Genomic DNA, 18,134 nt, shown 5'->3' on the forward strand with positions numbered 1-18,134 from the left:
AGCCCTAGCCGTAGCCCTAGCCGTAGCCGGAGCCGGAGCCGGAGCCGTAGCCGTAGCCCTAGCCGTAGCCGGAGCCGGAGCCGGAGCCGGAGCCGTAGCCGTAGCCGTAGCCGTAGCCAGAGCCGTAGCCCTAGCCGTAGCCTCAGCCGGAGAGGATGCCGTATCCGGAGCCGGAGCCGGAGCCGTATCCGGAGCCGGAGCCGGAGCCGTAGCCGGAGCCGTAGCCAGAGCCGTAGCCGGAGCCTTGACATTACTTTTCTGTTGGCTCGGTTGGTTGACCCTTAAACAAGAACTCCGCGATCCTTGGTTGCGTAAAATTGTGATAGCCTTTGCTGCTATTGGTGGCACATCCTTTTTTCAAGCCAATTTAACCGAGGCGGATTTTACAGGAGCCACCTTAAAAAGTACCAATTTTAATCAGGCAATCTTGAATAAAACAATTTTTAAACAAGCAATTAAATTGGAATTAGCCCGCCCCGGCAATACCTTATTAGCCAATCCCCGGGTTAGGGAATTTCTGATTGATTCCCGCACCGGAAGCGGAAAAGACTTTGCCCAAGCCAATTTACGGGGGGCATACCTGGAGGGGGCAAACCTGCAAGCTGCCAACTTGCGCCTAGCGAATATCAGTGAAGCCAGCTTGCAATACGCCAACCTTGCGGGGGCAAACCTCACCGAAGTCAACGCCGTCAATGCAGATTTGCGCCATGCTACCCTGACGGGTGCTTGCGTGGAAAATTGGAATATTGATGCCACCACCCAACTGGATGAGGTGGACTGCCAGTATATTTACTTGCTTAATGGGCAGAAAGAGCGCCGCCCCAGTAGTGGCGAATTTCAACCGGGCGAATTTACTAAATTATTTGCCGAAATGTTCGACACTGTTGACCTGATTTTCCGCAATGGGGTAGATTGGAAAGCTTTCATTGCTGCCTTAAAAGAAGTACAAGTGCAGAATGAAGATACGCCGCTTCAGATACAGAGCATTGCCAATAAAGGAGATGGCGTGATAGTGGTAAAAGTCCATGTACCGCCCGATACTGATAAAGAGAAAATTCACCAAGAATTTAACCAAAATTATCAACTACAACTCGCAGCCATCGAAGCCCAATATAAGGCACAACTCACCGCCAAAGAGACGGAAATTGCCATCTATCGCCAACAAAGTGTTGATATGATGGAAATTACCAAAACCCTCGCCAACCGTCCCATCCATGTAGAGGCAAAAGCCATGAGCAATAGTAACGACAGTTCCCCAAATATTACCATCCGCGATATTAATAATTCTGCCGTCAATTTCGGCGAAATCATCGGCGATGTAACCAATACCATTAACCAAATTGCAGCCGATGCTTCCCCAGAAAATGCCCAACTTAAAGCTTTACTGCAAGAACTAACCCAGGCGATTGAAATTGACAGCCATTTAGATGAAGAAGAAAAAGCCGAAGCCGCCAATCAAGTGAAAAAGATTGCCCAAGCTAGTCAAAATCCTGATGATGCCGGACTGCAAAAGAAAGCCCAACGAGCAGTTAATTTTCTCGAAACAATTGCTAAAGCTTTGGAACCTGCCAGCAAACTTGCCCAAGCCTGTCAAACAGCCTTACCGATAATTTTGAAAACATTAGGCTTCTGATAGGTTTGTAGTTGCGCTTTAGCGCAGTTCTAGTTAGGGCTATAGCATCGACTTGCCGCACTTTTTTTTAGTCCAAACTTGCGCCATTTCTAACATATTAGTAACTCCAATAAAGAATCACCCTCAAGATAACAAATCGATGGCAATTGTCGATGATAGCTGAGATTCTATCACTTGATGACCGAGACTAACAGGTCGAGCATTTCCCTCTACCGGCGCGCAATAACGGGGAATTGGACTAGAAACGAGGCTAATATGACGGTCACTCACCGCTAATCCATGGCTAGGATCATAACCTTTCCAGCCGCCCCCCGGCAAATACACCTCTACCCAAGCGTGTAAATGTCTTTCTTCTTGGTCTAAATCTCCTTCTTGATAGCCACTGACAAAACGGGAAGCTAATCCCACACAGCGACACACATCCATAAATAAAACCACAAAATCGCGACAGGAACCCTGCTTATTTTTCCAAGTGTTTCCGGGTAGATAGGGTTCCCCAGTAATACGAATAATTTGCTGACAATTTCGGTAAATTTTGTCATTAAGATTAAACAGGAAAGATAGCACCTGTCCTTCGGTTTCCTGCATAATTTCTTGGGCTAATGCTGCCATATCAGGGTCATTATTTAACCCATAGAATTGTCTGTAGGGTTGTAATTGACTGTGGAGAGAAATAGGATAATCAAAGGGTAAACAGGTCGCCCAAGGTTCCAACAAATACTGAAAAGGATTAACCCCATGGGTTTCCACTTCACTGACCACATCAATCAATAATTCTTCCGTCGGTTGATTAAACCAAATTTGTAAACAAGAATTACCATCGAGGTCGATAATATTAGTTATTGTTAAAGGTTCTGGGTTAATTTTGAGCGTGAACTCTCGCAAAGTTTGCCCACCATCGGATTTTGGCCGCAAGCGCAGCAGATGAGGCGATAAAATCACGGGTTGATTATAGAAATAGTTGGTTTGATGCCGAATGTGATAACGCATTAAGTTGTTAATTGGGATTGATATTGAAAGTTATTTACTGGCAGAGGTGAGGCAAGTTCGGGATTAAAAACAAAGAAAGTTTCTGTCATTTTTATTCCCACATCATTAACTCTTTTTTGAATATGGTCGAGGAATTCATGCAATCCCATTTCAATAACATCCTCGATAGTTAGATAACTCATTTCGGCACAAAGTCGCCCTAAACTTCTTTCTACTGAATTGCCCCAAGTTCCTACAGGAGTACCGGTAACTTGATGTAAACAGTGGTCTAATTCCCGCAGACAAAAGTGAATTGAACGAGGAAATTCTCGATTAAGAATTAAAAATTCAGCCACGTCACTAGGAGTAATCCGTCGTTGACATTTACGATACATTTCGTAGGCACTCACCGACCGCAGTAAAGCAATCCATTGAATTTGGTCTAGAGAAGTTCCTACCCATTGAGCGGAAGGTAAGAGATAATAGTATTTAACATCAAGAATTCTGGCGGTTTTATCGGCGCGTTCCTGTAATCTTCCCATAACGCCAAAATGCCAACCTTCATTATGAGTCATCGTTGCATCCATTACCCCCGCAAAACGGTGACTAGCTAATTTAACTTGGGTAAAAAAGTTCGGTAAAGTAGTTTGAGGATGGTAAGAGGAAGCATCTTTTACCATCAAGAAAAAACCATTAACCTGTTCCCACATTTCCGAAGAAATAATCTCGCGAACTGACCGAGCATTTTCTCTGGCCCAGCGCAAACAAGAGATAATTGAGTTACTATATTCCGTGTCAAATGTCAAGAAATTGATCACATTTTCTGCGGTGGCTGTGCCGTAACGTTTCTTGAATTGTTCTAAATCTCCCGTGGTTAAAACCAAAGGTTCCCACTGTTGCAAAACGCTGGTAGGTACATCTAACATTAAATTAAGATTAACATCCATAAACCGGGCGACATTTTCTGCCCGTTCAATATAGCGATTTAACCAATAAATTGAATCAGCAACTCTACTAAGCATAATTAACTGGGAAAAAGTGAAAAGGAAAAAGAAAAGGGTAGGGTGGGTTAGTAACCCACCAAAATTTTGATTATTGTCCTGATTACTTGGTTAAAACCCAAGTGTCTTTACTGCCACCACCTTGAGAAGAATTAACCACTAAAGAACCCTTTTTCAAAGCCACGCGAGTTAACCCCCCGGGATGCACATAAATTTCATCGCCACGATGGAGAATATAGGGACGTAAATCCACATGACGACCTTCAACTTCCGTGTCAATTAAAGTGGGAACCCTAGAAAGACTTAACACCGGTTGAGCGATATAATTGCGGGGATTAGCAGCAATGCGTGGGGCAAATTCTGCCCTTTGTTCGGGGGTAGCTTGAGAACCGACTAACATCCCATAACCTCCCGACTCATTAGCGGCTTTCACAACTAATTTATCGAGATTATTTAAGACATAATCTAAGTCCTTTTCTCGCCAACAAAGATAGGTAGGAACGTTATTTAAAATCGCTTCTTCTCCCAGATAATAACGAATCATATCGGGGACAAAAGCATAAATAACCTTATCATCGGCGACTCCCGTACCCGGGGCATTAGCTAAAGCGACGCGACCTTCCTGGAAAACTTTTAATAATCCGGGTACACCTAACATCGAATCGGGACGAAAAACCGCCGGATCTAAAAAGTCATCATCGAGGCGACGATAGACCACATCTACCCGTCTTAATCCCTTGGTGGTTTTCATTTGTAGATAACCATCAAAGACGACTAAATCACGCCCTTCCACTAATTCTACCCCCATTTGTTGGGCAATAAAAGAATGTTCAAAGTAGGCAGAATTATAGGTTCCGGGGGTTAAAACCACCACGGTGGGATTAGGTAATTGGGCTGGGGCTAAATTGAGGAGAGTTTCCAACAGATGGGAAGGATAATCATCCACCGGTTTAACATTCATTGTCTGGAAAATATCGGGGAAAGTGCTTTTCATTACCCGACGATTTTCGAGGACATAGGAAATACCGGAAGGAACCCGCAAATTATCCTCTAAAACGTACCATTGACCATCTTTATCGCGGACTAAATCGGTTCCCGTGATGTGACACCAGATACCTCCGGCGGGTTTCAGTCCCACACAGGGTTTCAGAAATCCCGTCGCCGAGGCGATTAATTCGGGGGGAATAATACCATCTTTAATGATTAACTGGTCATTGTAGATATCGGAGAGAAAAAGATTGAGAGCTTTGATGCGTTGTTTCAGTCCTCTTTCTAAATAATCCCAGTCCTCAGCCGAGACAATTCGGGGAATAATATCAAAAGGAAAGATTTTTTCCACCCCTTGATTGTCGCTATAGACATTGAAAGTCACCCCCAATTCAAACAGGGCCGACTGAGCCGTTTCCCGGTGTTGTTGAAGTTCTAGGGGTGGCAGATTCTGCAACCATTTGATTAAAGGGGACGAGTGGGGACGAGGTTGACCATCATCTAAGAATAGTTCGTCGTAGAAGCCTTCGGGATCGTAGGTATTTAATAGCACGCTGACCTCATTTCATACCTTACCTATTCCCAGTGTCGGACAATTGGCCTGATTTTTTGTAGTCTAGGAGACATTTTAAGGGAAATTTTAGGAAGTTAGCCGTTTTTCGTCCCTAGCGATCGCCAATCGATCCCCACCGGTGGAGAAACCTGACCGGAGCGAGAATTAGACCTGAAAACTGTGTTACATTTTTTAAAGGTCACACATTAAATCTTTCATTTTTCTTACTGGTTACGCGATGTTTACCAAACAAGTAACGGATTCTAAAGCCTATCAATGGTTTGAGGAACGCTTAGAAATTCAAGGGATCGCTGATGATATCAGCACCAAATACGTTCCCCCTCACGTCAATATCTTCTACTGTCTGGGTGGCATCACCCTTGTGTGCTTCGTGATCCAGTTTGCCACTGGTTTCGCCATGACCTTCTACTACAAACCCACTGTAGCAGAGGCCCTCTCCTCCGTACAGTACATCATGAACGAAGTTAACTTTGGCTGGTTAATTCGTTCTATCCATCGCTGGTCCGCCAGTATGATGGTCTTAATGATGATCCTGCACGTTTTCCGCGTTTACCTGACCGGTGGATTCAAAAAACCTCGCGAATTAACCTGGGTAACTGGGGTTGTCCTGGCCGTAATCACCGTTAGCTTCGGTGTCACCGGTTACTCCTTACCCTGGGATCAGGTGGGTTACTGGGCGGTTAAAATTGTTTCCGGTGTACCTGCTGCTATTCCCGTCGTCGGTGATCAACTCGTCACCCTGATGCGCGGTAGCGAAAGCGTCGGTCAAGCAACTTTAACCCGTTTCTACAGCTTACATACCTTTGTACTACCCTGGTCGATCGCGGTCTTCATGTTGCTACATTTCTTGATGATCCGTAAACAAGGCATTTCTGGGCCTCTATAATTCAGAAAAATATCTCTGTCGATCCGAAATCATTTTTAGGAGACATTATCCATGTCCACATTAAAAAAGCCCGATCTCAGCGATCCCGCTCTGCGCGCTAAGTTGGCTAAAGGGATGGGTCACAACTACTACGGTGAACCCGCTTGGCCTAACGATCTGCTCTATGTCTTCCCGGTGGTTATCTTTGGTACGATCGGACTCTGCACCGGTTTAGCGATTATGGATCCCACCATGATCGGTGAACCTGCCGATCCTTTCGCTACTCCCTTAGAAATTCTGCCAGAGTGGTATCTTTATCCCGTTTTCCAAATTCTCCGTATTCTTCCTAACAAACTCTTAGGTATCGCTTGCATGGCCGGCGTTCCCCTAGGCTTGATGTTAGTTCCCTTTATTGAAAGCGTCAATAAATTCCAAAATCCTTTCCGTCGTCCCGTCGCTACCGCTATCTTCCTATTTGGTACTGTGGTCACGATCTGGTTAGGTATTGGTGCCACTTTCCCCATCGATATATCTTTAACTCTCGGTTTGTTCTAAGTTACTGAACTCCGGCAGTTTTTTGCCCACGCTTGTGATTCCTGACTTTGGAAGAGCGATCGTGGGCAATTTTAATTGGGGTTTGCGGCAAAAAGTTTTTCTTGGGGGCAGGGTGTGGGGTGTGGGGTGTAGGGTTTTACCGATTTTCAGGTGGTCAACTACCTAATTTTCAGGGAAAAAGTCCAGGGATTTTCCCCCTGATCACTCCCAGTCCGGTACTTTTTGATTGACAAAAAGTCTAAAAGTCTTACCCAACAAGGTTTTTAGATTTATTCAGCCAAACCTAATTGTGATTTCCTCTAACGGGTAATTTGTTGTACCAAAGCGATGACATCGCTGCGGCTGAGTTTTTCCTTACCTAACGCTAGGACTTCGAGAGTGCCATGGGCTAAAGCGAGGGGAATCTTACAAAAATCGAGTGCTGGCCCTTGGGGCAGCGATTGAGTGTAATAATCGGCTAATTTCAGATTACGACGGGCATAATTATGAATATCACTAATTGTCCAACCCTGGGGCAGAAAACTTACCCCCCGGCGCAGATCCTCGCCATGGTTGCGGGCAATATTAACCGCTTGTAAACCCCGACCAAAACCGATGGCATAACTGCGATTAGTTTGAGTGCCGTCGTACCAATTCCAGAGGTCAGACAGCAATAAACCCACGGCACCGGCCACACTAAAGGTATATTGATCTAATTGCACTTCTGTGCGAATATCCCAGTTATTCCCGGCCCAGTAGGCCATGCGATCAGCCATGGCCGCCGTGGCATCCCAAACCCGGGGGGCGATCGAATCCGGTGCTAACATTGCCCATTCGCCAATTCTCAGGGTGACTTCCGGCAAAATCTCCCGATGGACTAAGCCAAAAGTAAAATCCTCTTTGGTAGAATTTTGGGTACCTGCTTGTAAATTCAGGCTAATTTGTCTTAATATCTGGGCTTTACTGAAGTTATCTAGGTCGGGATGGTCTTCTACTTCATCGATCGCCCTCATACAGAGATAAGCTGAGGCTACTGCCTCGAGCAGACGATCCGGTAAACGACTTATGGGAATATAAAAAGTTCGACTCGTTTCTTGCAGAATCGTTAAAGCATTATCGCGCAAATTCATTCAGTCCACTCCTCACGCCAACTTAGGTAACTACGAGTTAAACCAATCAGATAGATCGGTTTAGGTGATTCCGATGTTCCTAAGACAAAGTTGCTGTCTATTGTAGTATGATTATTCAAAATTTCCCGATTATTCTCGAAAAAATCAACCATTAGGGTCTTCTTGACAATTTTTCTTTCTCGTATAGCTGAGGGACAATTACGGCAATTTTTCGAGATTACAGGCTTAAAAAGCGGTTTTTGCCAGTTTTTAAGCAGTATTTTGCGGCTTCATGGCAGGGATTGAAAGGAGGTCACTTGTAAAATTGGCCCGATCATGGCCAGAGTCATCACATCCGAGCGAATTTGACCTATAACTGTCACTTTTGCCCTTGTTTGGATTAATTCGGCGGTCGGTTCCATTAATTCGTAGGTTTGACCGTTATCGGCAATTAATGCCCAAGTTCCCGTGCCTATTTCGATTCTTTTTACCTGACCGGTTACACTAATATTCATGCTTTAATTTCGCTCATCGAGGCGATCGCAATTGCTGCCCCTGTCACAAGCATTCTATCGATATCTTTCCTCGGCATTGATTGTCAATTTTGGCAGAATTTAACCCCATAAATCAGTTTTTTTTATCTAAAAAGCGATCGCTACTTCCGCCACCACCGCTAAGAGGGAGGCCACAGCCGCTAAAATCATTATTTCTCGATCGGATTGTCTCATAGCTATCTGAGTATAAATTACTAGTCCTAGTCTATATCACATCTAACCTAGAGTTAAATTGATCTAAATTATTTTATCCATAGATAAAAAGCTATAAAAGTTATCGGCAAGAAGGGAGAAATCTTTTTCTGAATTACCCTGTATTATTTGTTCAGAAACCCTAATTAAGCCTAACTGTTAATAGCTTAATGATATGCAATAACATTAGATTCCATAGGTATAAACCAATGGGAGATATTTTCTAGTTTTTGATGGATTTGATCGAGATGATCCTGCACGGGTTGCAGGAAAGTTTCGTACTGTTGCATCTGAGTTTTTAAACGCACTAATGCCAGATTAGCATCGCGCCATTGTCGCTCCTGTTCTTCAAATTCACGAGTTTTTTGCTCTAAATCCGACCATTGCTCATCAATAGTATCTCTGTTTTTTTGTAAATCCTCTTGTAGCTCCTTGATTTCTGCGGCTAAACGTTGACTTTCTTGGAGATTATTTTGATAACTATCCTCCAGGAGAATTAACACTGGTTCAAAGCTACATTTTTGGGCATCTTCTGGGGATAAAATTCCCTGTCTGCGTTGCAGAATTTTCAGATGTTGAGAGCAAATAGCTTGCCTTTCCCGAAGATTCCGTCTTTGTCCGAACAAAGTTTCTGCCAGCATTCCTTTTCTCTCCTGTTCCTCGGCTAATTCCGCCTCTAAATTAGCTCGCTGGGATTCATCTATTGTGGCCATTCTTGCCTCTAATTCTTCCACGGTTTGAGATTGGAGAGTTAATTCTTCCTCTTGGTCGTTGACAAAAATTTCCAAGCGATCGAGGTCTGTTTGTAAATTGTTAACTAAGCTCTCCAATTTTTCTAAAGGCATTTTTTCAAGAGCTTCTAGATCGATTTTACCATCAAAATCTAGGTCTGCTGCTTGGGCGAGACGAAGGAGCATTTGTCGAGTAGAATCAGTGGTTTGTAGGGTGAGGTTAAGGTGCTCGAATAATTCCTGTTTTTGACTCAGAACAGTTTCTTGTATTTGTAGTTGTATTTTCGTTGTTTCCAAAACACTGCGACTTATCTTTAATTCCCCGGCTCTTTGTTTGAGATGATTGAGCATTTGTTCGTTGACGACCTGGCGATTTTCTACAGCTTTTTTCTGCTCCTCTAAACTTTGCCAACAACTATTTAAAATTGTCTGTTGTCCCTGCACAGATTCAAGAGTTGAATAGAGAATTTGTGAGGGAGAATTACCCAGATCGTGATTATTGGCTAAACTCTCCGCTAGAGAGCGAATAAATTGTTGTTGCTCTGGGGAAAGATTGGGGAAGGAGTTGAAATTTATTTGTTCTTCTTCCAGGTGTCGCTGTTGCTCTATCAATTGTTGTTTTAGGTTTTCCAGTTCTTGTCTTTTGCGCTCTAAATAATCGAATTCTACTTCTATGCGCTCAATTTGCTCAATTCTTTCCTCCATTTCCATTTTCTGGCGGTTGAGAATCTCGCTTTGATAGGTGAGGGATTGTTTCCACTGAGCGATTTTCTCTTGATCTTCCTTATTGCGTTCGATCAAACGGGAAATCTTTTGCAGTTGTCGCACGATCTCCGCTCCCGCTAATTCCGGTTTTCCTTGCAGTTGACGATTATCGCTCAAATTCACCAAGAGAAGCGCACCTTCTCCTATGGAGTTAGTTTCGTCGTAGGTTAAAATATCGTTTCCCGCTATGGCACTCCACGTCTGATCTTTATGCTGACAGGCCAATAGTTTCAATTCGGTTTTGTAACCACTGATAAAACCTCTAGTCTGTTTTTTTACTTCTGCAAGGTATAGCACGATTAGTCTTCCTGTGTGATGAAAGTTTTTGTAATTGGTTTTAGAGAGAGTTGGTGATCGAGGCTAGGAGCGGCCTGTCTATAGTTTCAGTGTACCGATCGGCTGCCAAAAAATTTTTAATTTCTATTATTCAAGTTTTTCTTTTTGAGACATACATTTGTCCTCAATTTTTCCTCTTACCCACTGGAAAATTTTAAATTTTTGAAGATTTTTAAGCACCAATTTACTGACCTAGGCTCAAAAAATTTGGCAGTCAATCTCATAAATCGGCTGATGTTTTCTGACCCCTTTTACCTCTGGCTGCAGTTTGAATAAGCTGACCACACATCTAAATTATCGTTTAAGACGGCGTGAGAGCGAGAGGCAAGGATAGAAAGCTAGACCTTTTGTACTGAAAATTGCCAAAGCTAGTTTAAATGCAGCAAAGCTTACTGAAAAATATCTTACATAATTAGCTTATCAGATTTATTATTAGTGACAAGAGCAAGGAAGACAGCGTTTCTTCTCAAGATGAAGTATGACGAGACTTGGCATCATCTCCAGACTAACACCTCCTCTTCCAGTATTGCCCAAGACCAGAGACTTCGTACCTCACCATTAAGATAACTGCTCTAGGTTATTCTAGACTAAAAGAAATAGCGTCTAGTGGGGGAGATTCCGAGAAATTAGGCAAGGAAGCTTCAATGAGATTGACATTCCCAGTATTTTACAATTGATTGAACTAGGACAAAGAACCGGAGAACTATTGATGACGATCTTAGTATTGGTGAAAAAGTCGAGAGTATTTTAGAAAATTCCAACTATTCCTGGGATCTTTTCCCTAAGAAGCTCTCGCTCAGGCTATAGTGATCGAAGCTGCTCTCATTCTCTGGGATATCGCCCTACCAAAACTCGACGGTTTAACCAGTCAAGGGGGAGGCCACTGGCAAGGGTAAAAGCCAAAATGGTGGAGGCAACCGATTATTTAAGCAAACCTTTGAGCGAAAATGAGTTATGACTGCTGGTTGAGAGGGCATGAAAATCGGGTTCTACCGAACCTGTCATGTAAAACTATCAACAACTCATGCTTGTAAAGCTTGTACACTAAGGCTTTGAGTTTTTGTTAAATTGATATTTATCAACTTTAGAGCCTTGCTGTGCAGAGAGGGAGCTTGAGGAATTTTCTACAGTGTAAGTTCGGAAGAACCGAAAATCGGAGCCGATGCCTACATTGTCAAACCCTTTGAACCGATTGAGTTCATTTGCATCGTTAAACAACTGCTGCGCCGATAAAATCGCCTTCACCAGGGACAGTCTAGTCATGGTATAGGTCGAGATAGCTAAAAACGCCGCCCCAAATATTACTTAAGGCTTGCTGAATAATGGTAAAACCCTTTTAAAATAAGACTTTTGACCTGTTAAAATCCGATGTTAGTACAAGAATATAGGATTGGGACATTCAAAAACCTTGCATTATCCTTTTTATAGTACATAAGCTGGTACAAAAAAAGAGGGCAACAAAGCCTGAAACGACCGGCTACTGACGACCGGCTACTAACCCCACCAACAAACTTTTTCAGCAAACCCTACTTACAGGAGAACAAAACAAATGCTTAACGATACCGATTTTTTTACTGGTGACGCTCAAAATACCGCCCCCGACACTCAGGAATTAGAAACTCCCGTCGGTGAACTGTACTTGCGATTTTATCTACCCTCTCAGGACGAGTTTGCCCTTAGTTCCGTGGGTATTCGCGAGGTGATGCAGCAACCAGTCGATCGCATTACCCCCATTCCCAATGCTTCACCCTTGCTTCTCGGCACGATCAATCTTCGGGGTCAAGTGATCTGGGTGGCGGATATCGGGCAATTTTTGGGGGATAGCAGCCCCTTAAACACCGATCGAGCCGAAATCCCTGTAATTGTGATTGAAGAACAGGAAACGATCCTCGGTTTAGCGGTGCAACGTTTGGGAGATATGAAATGGCTCGACCCAGATAAACTAGGTAGTGTCGTCAGTATTCCCGATCAGATCGCCCCCTATGTGCGGGGAGAGTGGATTCTGGGCCAAGAATCAAAAAAAACCTTAAGACTACTCGATCATCTGGGCATACTCCGTTCTAGCCGTTGGGCGGCTTAAAACCTCAAAAAAATAGCAGAATAGCATTTATAGTAATTATTTCTTGAAACTACTAACTACTTCACCACTTTATCTTTACTAGGGGAGGGGCAAATGCCGTCAGGGAAAGAATATGCAAAACTCTATGGCAAGGCGAACACCGCCTATTGCCAGGGCAACCTTGAGGATGCCGCCGTCATTGTCAAAGAAATGATCAGCAAGTATCCCGATGATGCCAACGTCATCCTTTTACAGGGACACATTTATGTCGGACTACAACAATACAGCTTGGCCGAGGGACGTTACGAAAAAGTGCTGGAATTGGCCAAAAATTCTGCCAATTTCTTTGAGCTGGTAGATTATGCTCGACGGGGTCTCGATCAGATTCAGCAATCGCGTTTTGAAGCCGAGAATGGAGATTTTATGATCGCCGCTGCGGAAAGCATTGCCTACAGCGAGGCAGGTTTCGATCCCAGTCAAGGTTTCAGCAATTCTTTGTCCGGGGGGTCGCAAGCGGCTGCTATCGAGCGACAACAGGAGGTAGTGGACTGGGATAGTGGTCTTTTCAATGACGAGGATTTCGGAGAGCCTACGGCGGGTACAGTCGATTCCTATGGCGATGATTTTGGGGAATCCGAGGCAACCGCCTTTAGTTCCCTTATCCTGGCTGGTTCAGGCTCTCACGGTTCCCAGTGGTCCGGGGATTCTGCGGATGGAGAACCCCCTTTCCCCTTTTTGGAAGCAGCGGAGATTGACCCGCTGCAGGAAGGGTGGGGCGGTGGGTTAGGATCAACGGGAGAAGCCACTTTTACGGCTGACTGGCGGGAAAATCCCGTCACCGGTCGAGATCAGGAGTTATCCTATGCCGATGCCCCAGAAACAAGCACTTTTGCCATTGACCCGGAACTGCCCCGCCGACAAGCGGCGAAAACTGACCTTAATCAGGGCAGAGTGACTCAAAAAAGATACGAGGAAGACGAAGCCAGAGATTTTAGAGAACCAAAACTCAATGATGAGGATTTAGACGGTTTTTCCCAACTGCGTCTGACGGATATAGGCGAAGAACTGGGGGAATCGGAGCTATTTACCGGTTCGGGAGAGGAAGCTTTAACTGCTGGTTTTGTCCCCGAACCCAGGGCGAGCCTTAATGCCAGTTCTGCTGTGGGAGAGTCTAGTTTTCATCCTTCTCGTCTAGAAATCCCCGATGACAAAAGAGATAGTCATCTTGGCCCTGTTTCCGAGCGCCTGATCGGGCCAGTGGTGGAAGTCAATCCGGGCAAATTAGCCTTTTTTGTCAATGCTTCTTTGGGCAAAAAGCAACTAATTTTAGCGGCTTTAGCGGGTATTACCCCAGTGGTGTTAATTTTTGCCGTTAGCACCACCTCTTGGCTTTCTGCAAAAGTTGCCCCCAAACCAGCCCCAATACCACCAGCACCAGCCAGCCTTTCTCCTTGGAGTCAACCGAAACCAGCAATGATGTTATTAACTGGATTGGGAACCTTTGCCCTAACTTGGCTAGGTTTACAGTTGCTAATTAGTCAAATTAAGCGCAGTCTCGACGATTTGCAAAGCCAATTCGATCATCTTTCGGAAGGCAATTTTAACGCTAAAGCGACGATCTACTCGGAAGATGAATTTGGTCAACTGGCCAATCGTTTCAATCAGATGGCCCAGGTGGTGGCAACTATCACCACCTTGGCCCAAGGCCGCGCCGCCGAAACGGAACGGGAACGGAAAAATCTACAAAGGCAAGTGATTCGACTTCTCGATGATGTGGAAGGAGCGGCTCGGGGGGATCTGACAGTGGAAGCGGAGGTAAGTGCGGATGTTTTAGGGGCGGTGGCCGATGCTTTTAATTTGACGATCCAAAACCTGCGCGAAATTGTCCGACAGGTGAAAAAAGCGGCAAAACAGGTGAATCAAGCCAGTACCAATAGTGAATCTTTCGCCCGCAATCAGTCTAGCGATGCCCTGCGGATGGCGGAGGAGTTGGCCGTCACCCTTAATTCGGTACAGATGATGACCGACTCAATTCAAAGGGTGGCAGAAAACGCCAGAGAAGCCGAAGAAGTCGCCCGCACTTCCTCAATTACCGCTCTCAAGGGGGGCGATTCCGTGGAAAGAACCGTGGCGGGAATTCTGCAAATCCGCGACACGGTATCAGAAACGGCGCGAAAAGTCAAGCGTTTGGCAGAAGCTTCCCAGGAAATCTCGAAAATTGTCGCAGTAGTCTCTCAGATTGCCTCGCGAACCAATTTATTGGCTCTTAATGCCTCGATTCAAGCGGCGCGAGCAGGAGATGCAGGCCGCGGTTTTGCGGTGGTGGCCGATGAGGTACGTCAGTTAGCCTATAGATCGGCTAAATCTCTTAAGGAAATTGAACAGATCGTTTTACAGATTCAATCGGAAACGGGTTCGGTAATGATGGCAATGGAGGAAGGGATTCAACAGGTTATCGATGTCACCGAGCGCTCGGAACAGGCCAAGAAGTCCCTAGAAGATATTATCCAAGTTTCTAACCGCATCGATACGCTGGTGCGATCGATTACCGCCGATACGGTCAAACAACGGGAAAATTCCCTCAATGTCGCCCAAGTTATGCAGTCGGTGGAGTTAACCGCTCAGGAAACTTCCCAAGAATCTCAACAGATGGCGGGTTCTTTGCAAAAATTAGTGAGTATCTCTCGGGAGCTGCTTTCTTCGGTAGAAAGGTTTAAGATAGACTCGGAAGATAATTAATAATCGATGAGTGGTAATCAGTGGGTTATTGATCAGCTGCTATCGCTCAAGATTAACCGCTAAAGTTGGTAAAGTTATGCCTAAACTTAGTCTCTGCATGATTGTCAAAAATGAAGCCGAAAATCTCCGGCGCTGTTTGGATAGCGTTAAAGAGGTGGTGGATGAGATGATCGTTATGGATACGGGTTCAACCGATGATACGATTGCTATTGCTCAAAGTTACGGTGCTATAGTTCCTAGCTACGATTGGCAGGGTAATTTTTCCGATGCCAGAAATGAGGCTTTAAAATATGTTACTGGTGATTGGATTTTAGTTCTTGATGCCGATGAGGAATTAAATCCCGCTATCGTACCGAAAATGCGTCAGGCTATGGAAAAAGAGGAAAATTTAGTTATTAATTTAATCCGCCATGAAATCGGAGCCATACAATCACCCTATTCTCTAATTTCGCGGCTATTTCGCCGACATCCTCAAGTCACTTTTACCCGTCCCTATCACTCAATTATTGATGATAATGTGGCTATTTTATTAAAAAAAGAACCGGGTTGGAAAATAGTTGAACTGCCAGAAATTGCGATCTTTCACTACGGTTACACCGTCGATAAAATAGCCAGCCTAGATAAGTTTGAACGGGCAAGAAAAGCGATGGAGGGCTTTTATCAACAACATCCCCACGATCCCTATGTGTGTAGTAAATTGGGAGGGTTATATCTGAAGATTGGCAGGGATAAAGAGGGTTTTAAGCTGCTCAAACATGGTTTAAAATGCCATGGCTCTAATCCACATATTTTATACGAGTTATATTATCATCTCGCTAATTATTATTATTCAGTGGAGGAATTTAAGCAATCAGGCGATCATTTTGTTAAAGCGATTAAGCAGCCAATTTTAGATAAATTAAAACTGGGTGCTTATAATAATTTCGGTGGGTTATTGTACGAAGCAGAAAAATACGAAGCTGCCTTATCTGTCTTTGAGAAAACCGTAGAAATTGATCCTAGCTATGCCGATGGTTACTATAATTTAGGACTGGTTCTCAAACAACTGCACCGGCTACCAGAATCGATTAAAGCTTATAAAAAAGCTCTCAAGTTAAACCCCGATAATCCCACTATTTACCAAAATCTAGGGGTGGCTTATATAGTTTTCGGTAGTTATAATGAGGCGATCGAGATTTGGCAAAAAGGCCTACAATTATTGAAAGATCAGGGTAATGTATCTCGCGCTGAAATGCTGCAAGAAACCCTAAAAGCTTTGGGAGCAAGTGTATTGAAGGATGAACAGTAACTGTTCAGAGTTGTTGGCAAGATTGGGAGCAGCCACTGCATTTAAATTGCGAATAAGCAGTTTAAATGCAGTACATCTGATTGCTAAAACCCTGTCTAGTCAACTCCTGTGAGGATTTTTGCGAATTAATTCTTGATAGGATTATCGAGAAGTTAGACGCTGAAGACTTAGGGGTTTTGATAGAAATTATCAAGAGATAATTGCTGCCGTGTAATTGACCTTGACAAGAAATGCTATAATTTCCTAGCAAGGGGGGAAATTAATCCCTCTCGGTGTTGCCATCGCACAATTTTGTCGGTTACTGGTTCTCGTCAGCTTGTCTGTCAAATATACCAATTCTATTTTGAATCGGTGCCGTTATGTCAAGATTCAATATTTCTGGCTGCAACGGAACTGGAAAATAAAACAATCTATTTCTTCAAATCTTCTTACCTTGGACAAAAATAATGAAATTCGAGGAAATCCAAGAGATTCTTAATGGGCAACTGCTCAAGCTTGAGAATCGCTGTCTCAATGACACAGAACAATTATTATTGCGAGGACTTTGGCAGAAAAAGAACTATCAAGAAATTGCCCAAGAAAATGGTTATAGTAGCGGCTATCTTGCCAATGTAGTTGCCCCAGGACTCTATAATAGAGTCTCGCAACTGATCGGACAAACGATCAATAAGAAAAATTTTTTATCTAGACTACAATCTCATTTTACCAACTCCACATCGCTTCAGTATTGCGATCAGGAATATCTCCAAAATGAGCGTCCAGAATACCCCGATGCTCCTATTCCCTATAATTCTTATTATTATCTAAAACGAACAAAACTTGAAGCAAAAATTATCGAGGAAATCGGACAATCTGGGGCGTTAGTACGCATTAAAGCTCCCAACAAATGGGGGAAAACGTCTTTATTATTAACAATTTTAGAGGCTTGTCAACAGCAATTCGGTTATCAAATTGTTAGTTTAGATTTACAAAAAGCAGACCAAGATATTATAGCAAATTTTAACAAGTTCTTACGCTGGATTTGCCGTAATTGCGCTCGGCAGTTGAATTTAGAAGCCAAATTAGATGATTATTGGGATGAAGATATAGGAATTAAAATGAGTTGGACAATTTATTTTGAAGAGTATATTTTACGAGAGATAAAACAGCCACTGGTATTGGCTTTAGATGGAGTGCATCGAGTCTTTGAACATCCGAAAGTAGCAGAAGATTTTTTACCTTTAATCAGAGCTTGTTATGAAGAATCTAAGCGATCTCCCCTGTGGCAGAAATTACGTTTAATTATTGTTCAATCTACAGAATCTTATGTTTCTCTGCGATTAGAACAGTCTCCTTTTAATGTGGGATTACCCATAGAGTTACAGGGTTTTGGTCAAGAACAAGTGGCAGAATTGGCAAAAAAATATCAATTAAATGAATTAGCAACCAACGAAATTCAACAATTGATCGACTTAGTGGGGGGACATCCTGCCTTGATTCATTTAGCGATTTATCATCTTAGCCAAGAGCAAATCACGATGCCAGATTTAATCAAATCAGCAACTACATCAACGGGAATTTATTCCTCTCATTTACAGCTTCACTGGGTCACTTTACAAAAACAACCCGAACTTGCCGGTATTTTTCAACAGATTTGTCAAGGGAATCAACCAATGATAGTCGATCCAATTATTGCTTATAAACTTAATAGTATGGGTTTAATTAAACTCAGAGAAAATAAAGCAATTGTCAGTTGTCAGTTGTATCAAAAGTACTTTAGAAGTCAATATACTGGTTCAGAATAAATAAATTTTTGAAC

General features: G+C 43.5%; 14 protein-coding genes. 8 read left to right on the top strand and 6 right to left on the bottom strand.

Translation table 11 applies throughout. The features are described from left to right. Window positions 1-1,633, top strand: a 1,633-nt coding sequence (locus PN470_RS20375) for a pentapeptide repeat-containing protein (protein ID WP_272105009.1), incomplete at its 5' end; no start/stop codon positions are given. 123 nt (window positions 1,634-1,756) lie between these two features. On the opposite strand, the gene PN470_RS20380 is transcribed toward PN470_RS20375, so the two are convergent. The 3 genes from PN470_RS20380 to PN470_RS20390 all read right to left on the bottom strand — a co-directional run bounded on the left by PN470_RS20380 (window position 1,757) and on the right by PN470_RS20390 (window position 5,143). Further along, entirely contained in the window at window positions 1,757-2,623 is an 867-nt protein-coding gene (locus tag PN470_RS20380; RefSeq protein ID WP_103112706.1) for a transglutaminase family protein, read from the bottom strand. Next, the gene (locus PN470_RS20385; RefSeq protein WP_002751685.1) at window positions 2,623-3,624 is read right to left on the bottom strand and encodes an alpha-E domain-containing protein; all 1,002 of its coding nucleotides are present in this window, start codon (window positions 3,622-3,624) and stop codon (window positions 2,623-2,625) included. The genes PN470_RS20380 and PN470_RS20385 overlap by 1 nt, the downstream gene beginning before the upstream one ends. 82 nt (window positions 3,625-3,706) lie before the next feature. Continuing rightward, window positions 3,707-5,143 (bottom strand): circularly permuted type 2 ATP-grasp protein, encoded by a 1,437-nt coding sequence (locus tag PN470_RS20390; RefSeq protein WP_002751687.1) that lies wholly within the window; start codon window positions 5,141-5,143, stop codon window positions 3,707-3,709. Window positions 5,144-5,381: 238 nt separating this feature from the next. Here PN470_RS20390 and petB point away from each other — a divergent pair, with 238 nt between their 5' ends. Then, complete coding sequence (gene petB / locus PN470_RS20395; protein ID WP_002738970.1) at window positions 5,382-6,050, top strand: cytochrome b6; 669 nt, start codon at window positions 5,382-5,384, stop codon at window positions 6,048-6,050. Between the two features lie 51 nt (window positions 6,051-6,101). Continuing rightward, on the top strand, window positions 6,102-6,584 hold the full coding sequence (gene petD, locus PN470_RS20400; protein ID WP_002738373.1) for a cytochrome b6-f complex subunit IV: 483 nt from the start codon (window positions 6,102-6,104) through the stop codon (window positions 6,582-6,584). Window positions 6,585-6,883: 299 nt separating this feature from the next. Here petD and PN470_RS20405 read toward each other — a convergent pair whose 3' ends face one another. The 3 genes from PN470_RS20405 to hmpF all read right to left on the bottom strand — a co-directional run bounded on the left by PN470_RS20405 (window position 6,884) and on the right by hmpF (window position 10,211). Then, the gene (locus PN470_RS20405) at window positions 6,884-7,693 is read right to left on the bottom strand and encodes a squalene/phytoene synthase family protein (protein ID WP_002778818.1); all 810 of its coding nucleotides are present in this window, start codon (window positions 7,691-7,693) and stop codon (window positions 6,884-6,886) included. A 269-nt stretch (window positions 7,694-7,962) separates the two neighbouring features. Next, the gene (locus tag PN470_RS20410) at window positions 7,963-8,187 is read right to left on the bottom strand and encodes a hypothetical protein (protein ID WP_271937058.1); all 225 of its coding nucleotides are present in this window, start codon (window positions 8,185-8,187) and stop codon (window positions 7,963-7,965) included. 398 nt (window positions 8,188-8,585) lie between these two features. Beyond that, window positions 8,586-10,211 carry a pilus motility taxis protein HmpF gene (gene hmpF, locus PN470_RS20415; protein WP_271937056.1) on the bottom strand — a complete coding sequence of 542 codons (1,626 nt, stop codon included), beginning with the start codon at window positions 10,209-10,211 and terminating at the stop codon, window positions 8,586-8,588. Between the two features lie 664 nt (window positions 10,212-10,875). Between hmpF and PN470_RS22440 the strand changes: the two genes are divergently transcribed. The 5 genes from PN470_RS22440 to PN470_RS20435 all read left to right on the top strand — a co-directional run bounded on the left by PN470_RS22440 (window position 10,876) and on the right by PN470_RS20435 (window position 18,120). Next, on the top strand, window positions 10,876-11,001 hold the full coding sequence (locus tag PN470_RS22440) for a DUF4388 domain-containing protein (RefSeq protein ID WP_080603235.1): 126 nt from the start codon (window positions 10,876-10,878) through the stop codon (window positions 10,999-11,001). A gap of 798 nt (window positions 11,002-11,799) precedes the next feature. Beyond that, window positions 11,800-12,330, top strand: coding sequence for a chemotaxis protein CheW (locus PN470_RS20420; protein WP_002747177.1), 531 nt, complete (start codon window positions 11,800-11,802; stop codon window positions 12,328-12,330). Window positions 12,331-12,423: 93 nt separating this feature from the next. Next, window positions 12,424-15,048, top strand: coding sequence for a methyl-accepting chemotaxis protein (locus PN470_RS20425; RefSeq protein ID WP_272105010.1), 2,625 nt, complete (start codon window positions 12,424-12,426; stop codon window positions 15,046-15,048). Window positions 15,049-15,124: 76 nt separating this feature from the next. Then, window positions 15,125-16,336 (top strand): glycosyltransferase, encoded by a 1,212-nt coding sequence (locus tag PN470_RS20430; RefSeq protein WP_271937051.1) that lies wholly within the window; start codon window positions 15,125-15,127, stop codon window positions 16,334-16,336. A 446-nt stretch (window positions 16,337-16,782) separates the two neighbouring features. Beyond that, window positions 16,783-18,120, top strand: coding sequence for an AAA-like domain-containing protein (locus PN470_RS20435; protein WP_271937049.1), 1,338 nt, complete (start codon window positions 16,783-16,785; stop codon window positions 18,118-18,120). Window positions 18,121-18,134 lie beyond the last annotated feature (14 nt).

It is taken from the genome of Microcystis sp. CS-574 (assembly GCF_028329095.1).
Classification (GTDB): Bacteria; Cyanobacteriota; Cyanobacteriia; order Cyanobacteriales; family Microcystaceae; genus Microcystis; species Microcystis ichthyoblabe_A.